The 4,044-nt window shown below is 29.6% G+C and carries 3 protein-coding genes and 1 pseudogene; all 4 read left to right on the top strand.

Annotated elements, in window-relative coordinates; translation table 11 throughout:
* The first annotated feature begins 302 nt into the window (after positions 1-302).
* Positions 303-524 carry a DUF3006 domain-containing protein gene (locus BM384_RS16070; RefSeq protein WP_090015134.1) on the top strand — a complete coding sequence of 74 codons (222 nt, stop codon included), beginning with the start codon at positions 303-305 and terminating at the stop codon, positions 522-524.
* The gene (gene lepB / locus BM384_RS16065; RefSeq protein WP_090015132.1) at positions 524-1,105 is read left to right on the top strand and encodes a signal peptidase I; all 582 of its coding nucleotides are present in this window, start codon (positions 524-526) and stop codon (positions 1,103-1,105) included. The genes BM384_RS16070 and lepB overlap by 1 nt, the downstream gene beginning before the upstream one ends.
* Before the next feature lie 58 nt (positions 1,106-1,163).
* Positions 1,164-3,176, top strand: coding sequence for an ATP-dependent zinc metalloprotease FtsH (gene ftsH, locus BM384_RS16060; protein WP_090015130.1), 2,013 nt, complete (start codon positions 1,164-1,166; stop codon positions 3,174-3,176).
* A 417-nt stretch (positions 3,177-3,593) separates the two neighbouring features.
* A pseudogene (locus BM384_RS16055) lies at positions 3,594-4,044 on the top strand (transposase); the annotation flags it as partial.

The raw sequence follows: 4,044 nt of genomic DNA, 5'->3' as shown, positions 1-4,044 counted from the left end.
TAAAATAGTTATCTAAACACAAATCAATCACTTCCTTATAATCATTTGTTTAGATACTTGCCTATATTTATCACTTTTATTCATAATACAGCCTTTTACTTTTAGAACCTTTTGCATGGCAAAACAAAGCTGCTTCCTGCGTTGAAAAGTGTGACATCAGCCACGTTGTTCTAATTTTACTTGATTTAAAAATAAAAAATAAGTAAATTGTATTAAAAAAAGTGGTTATTTTGATTTTAAATTAATTAATAAATATGTTATACTAAATCTGTATATCTATAAAGGGAGGGAACCTTAAATAGATGGACAAAATATATACAGTTGATAGATTCGAAAATGAATATATTGTTCTGGAAACACCGGATGGTAAAATTATCAATATACATAAAAACAATGTCTTAGACAATGTAGATGAAGGGGATTGTCTAGTTTACAAGAATGATTATTTCTTATTAGATGAAAAAGCTACAAAAGAAAGAAGGCAGGAGATAATTGAAAAAATGAAAAGGATGTGGAAAGATTAATGGATGAGGGCAATAATGATGTTCAAGAATTGGAATCCTCTAATTTAGGCAACTTAGATAGTAAATCAGAAAAAAAGAAGGGAAATTTCTTTTTTGATTGGATAGTACCAATTATAGTAGCTGTAGTTATAGCACTTTTTATAAAGAATTTTTTATTTTTTAAAGTGTATATTCCTTCTGGATCTATGATACCGACATTAAACGAAGGAGATCAGCTTTTTGTAAGTAAAGTATATAATACGGATAAGTTAGAAAGAGGAGACATTATTGTTTTTGATTCTAAGGAACTTGATGATGTATTAATAAAAAGGTTAATAGGACTTCCAGGTGATAAGATAAAAATTATTAATGGAACTGTATATGTTAATGGGGAAAAACTTCAAGAAGATTATGTAAAGAATAATGATAATTTTAGTGGTGAATTTGAAGTTCCTGAAGGAAAATTCTTCTTTTTAGGGGACAATAGAAGTAATTCCTATGATTCACGAAGGTGGCAAGATCCTTATATTGATGCAAGCTGTATAAAAGCAAAGGCAGGATTAAAGGTATATCCTTTCAGTGATTTTGGTTTTGTAAGCTAGCATATAGGGAATAATAATATAAATAAATTTTTTTACTAAGGAAAGAGGTGGATGTGTTATGAATAACAACGGACCTAGAAAAAATAATAAAAAGACAAGAAATACCTTACTTATATATATAGCAATACTTGCGCTTATAATTTTTGGAGCCACTTATTCAAGAGATATATATATGAGTAAAGAAATATCATATAATCAGTTCCTTGACATGGTTAAGGATAAAGAAATTTCAGATATAGTAATTTCATCTGATAATTTAATTATTACTCCAAAAGCAGGAACAGAGTATGCAGGAAAAACACTATATACTCCAAATTTAAATGATGAACAGCTTATACAAAAGCTTGTTGATGATGGAGAAATTAACTTTATAGGTAAAAATCCTAAAGAGTCAGTATGGCTTAATATGTTATTTACCTTTGTAGGACCTCTTATATTATTATTCATAATGTATAGACTATTCTCAAGCAGGTTTAGTGGCAAAATGGGAGGCGGCATTGGAAACATAGGTAAGAACAATGCTAAAGTTTATGTTGAAAATGAAATAAAAGTTACTTTTAATGATGTTGCAGGACAAGAAGAAGCAAAAGAATCTCTAGAAGAAGTAATAAGCTTCTTAAACAATCCTACAAAGTACACAGAAATTGGTGCTAAACTTCCAAAGGGTGTTCTTTTAGTAGGACCTCCAGGAACAGGTAAAACTCTTATTGCTAAAGCAGTTGCTGGAGAAGCAAAAGTTCCATTCTTCTCACTATCAGGTTCAAGCTTTGTTGAAATGTTTGTTGGGGTTGGAGCTTCAAGAGTTAGAGAATTATTTAAAGATGCAGTTGCAAAAGCACCTTGTATAATCTTTATTGATGAAATTGATGCTATTGGTAAGAGTAGAGATAATCAAATGCAAAGTAATGATGAAAGAGAACAAACTCTTAATCAATTATTATCTGAAATGGATGGATTTGATTCATCAAAGGGTATAGTTATACTAGCTGCTACTAATAGACCAGAAATACTAGATAAAGCATTACTTAGACCAGGAAGATTCGATAGAAGAGTTATTGTTGATAGACCTGACTTAAAAGGTAGAGAAGCAATATTAAGAGTTCATGCTAAAGATGTAGCATTAGATGATGATGTTGATTTAGATGAAATAGCAAAAGGAACTCCTGGAGCAGTAGGAGCTGACCTTGCAAACATAGTTAATGAAGCAGCGTTAAGAGCTGTTAAACATGGCAGAAAGAAAGTTTTACAAGAAGATTTAAGAGATGCTGTAGAAGTTATTATTGCAGGTAAAGAAAAGAAAGATAGAATACTTTCACCTAGAGAAAAGAAAACTGTTGCATTCCATGAAGTTGGGCATGCGCTTGTAGCTGCTTTACTAAAAGGAACAGATCCAGTTCACAAGATTACTATAGTGCCTAGAACTATGGGAGCACTTGGATACACAATGCAACTTCCAGAAGAAGAAAAGTATTTAAGTACTAAGGAAGAGTTATTAAATCAAATAACTACACTTCTAGGAGGAAGAACTGCTGAAGAAGTTGTATTTAATGAAATAACAACAGGTGCATCAAATGATATCGAAAGAGCATCACAAATAGCTAGAGGAATAGTTACTATTTATGGTATGACTGATAAGTTTGATATGGTAGGTCTAGAATCTATTCAAAATAGATATCTTGATGGAAGAGCAGTTAGAAACTGTAGTGAAGAAACATCAACAATGATTGATGCTGAAATATTAAAAATAATAAAAGAATGTCATAAAAAAGCTAGAGAAATCTTAGAAAATAATAGAGATTTACTTGATAAGATAGCAGATGTTCTTCTTGAAAAAGAAACTATTTTTGGTGCTGAATTCATGGAAATAGTATATGAAAAATATCCAGAATTAAAGCAAGAAAATAAAGAAGTAGCAGTAGAAAAAGAAGATGCTGTTTCTAAAGATGACAATGCTGAAGATGTACATGTAGAAGAAGTAATAGATGTTGAAATCGAAGAAGTAGAAACTGAAGATGTACCAGAAGAAAAATCTGAAAAAGCAGGTCAAAGTATAGATAAAGTTATTGAATAGAAGATTAAATTAAAAAGGGGACTGTCTTGAATTAACAAGACAGCCTTTTTAATCTTTATATGAGAGTGTTCTGAAAGGAGACAGTAATTAATTATTAAAAACATAGATAGAGATGTGTTTAGAAGTATTAAAATATACTCAAGAGGTGAAATTAATGAATTCTAAACATGTAACAAATTACAAACCAAAAGATTTTGCTGAATTGCTTGGTGTGCTTGGTGTGAGTGTAAAAACTTTACAACGTTGAAAATATACTAAAAGCCAAAAGAATCCCAACTGATAGAAGAGATTATACCTAAGACCAGTATTTAGAGTTTAAAGGTATTAATAATGTTTTAATTAATTATTTATACTAGGGTTTCTACAAATGGACAAAAAGATGATTAAAAAAATCAAGTTGAGTTTCTTCTTAACTTTAAATCTTCTAAAGGAATAATTGTAGATAAAACGATTGAAGATAGACACAGAATAATGATACCTACTTTAAAAAATTTAAGATTAAAAGAATATGGCTATATTCCAGTAGGAGCGAAGGTTATTAGTGGAACTGTATCTAAAAAAGCAAATAGATATTATGTGTCTGTAATTATTGATACTGAAATTATACCACAGAAAAATACAAATCAAGGAGTAGGAATTGATTTAGGTATTAAGGATTTTGCTATTTGTAGCAACTTAGATAAACCTTATAAAAATATAAATAAAACTCAAAGAGTTAAAAAATAGAAAAGAGATTATTAAGAGAACAAAGAAAGCTTTCAAGGAAATATGAGAGTTTAAAATTAAGAAATAAAAAAGAGAAAGGAGAAGCTACTAGACAAAATATCCAAAAACAAATAGTTAAGGTACAAATACTTCATCAAAGACT

Origin of the sequence: Clostridium sp. DSM 8431 (assembly GCF_900116755.1) — a bacterium.
In the GTDB taxonomy this organism is placed as follows: Bacteria; Bacillota; Clostridia; order Clostridiales; family Clostridiaceae; genus Clostridium.
The sequence above is the reverse complement of the archived record's forward strand: the minus strand, read 5'-3'. Positions and strand labels throughout refer to the sequence as shown.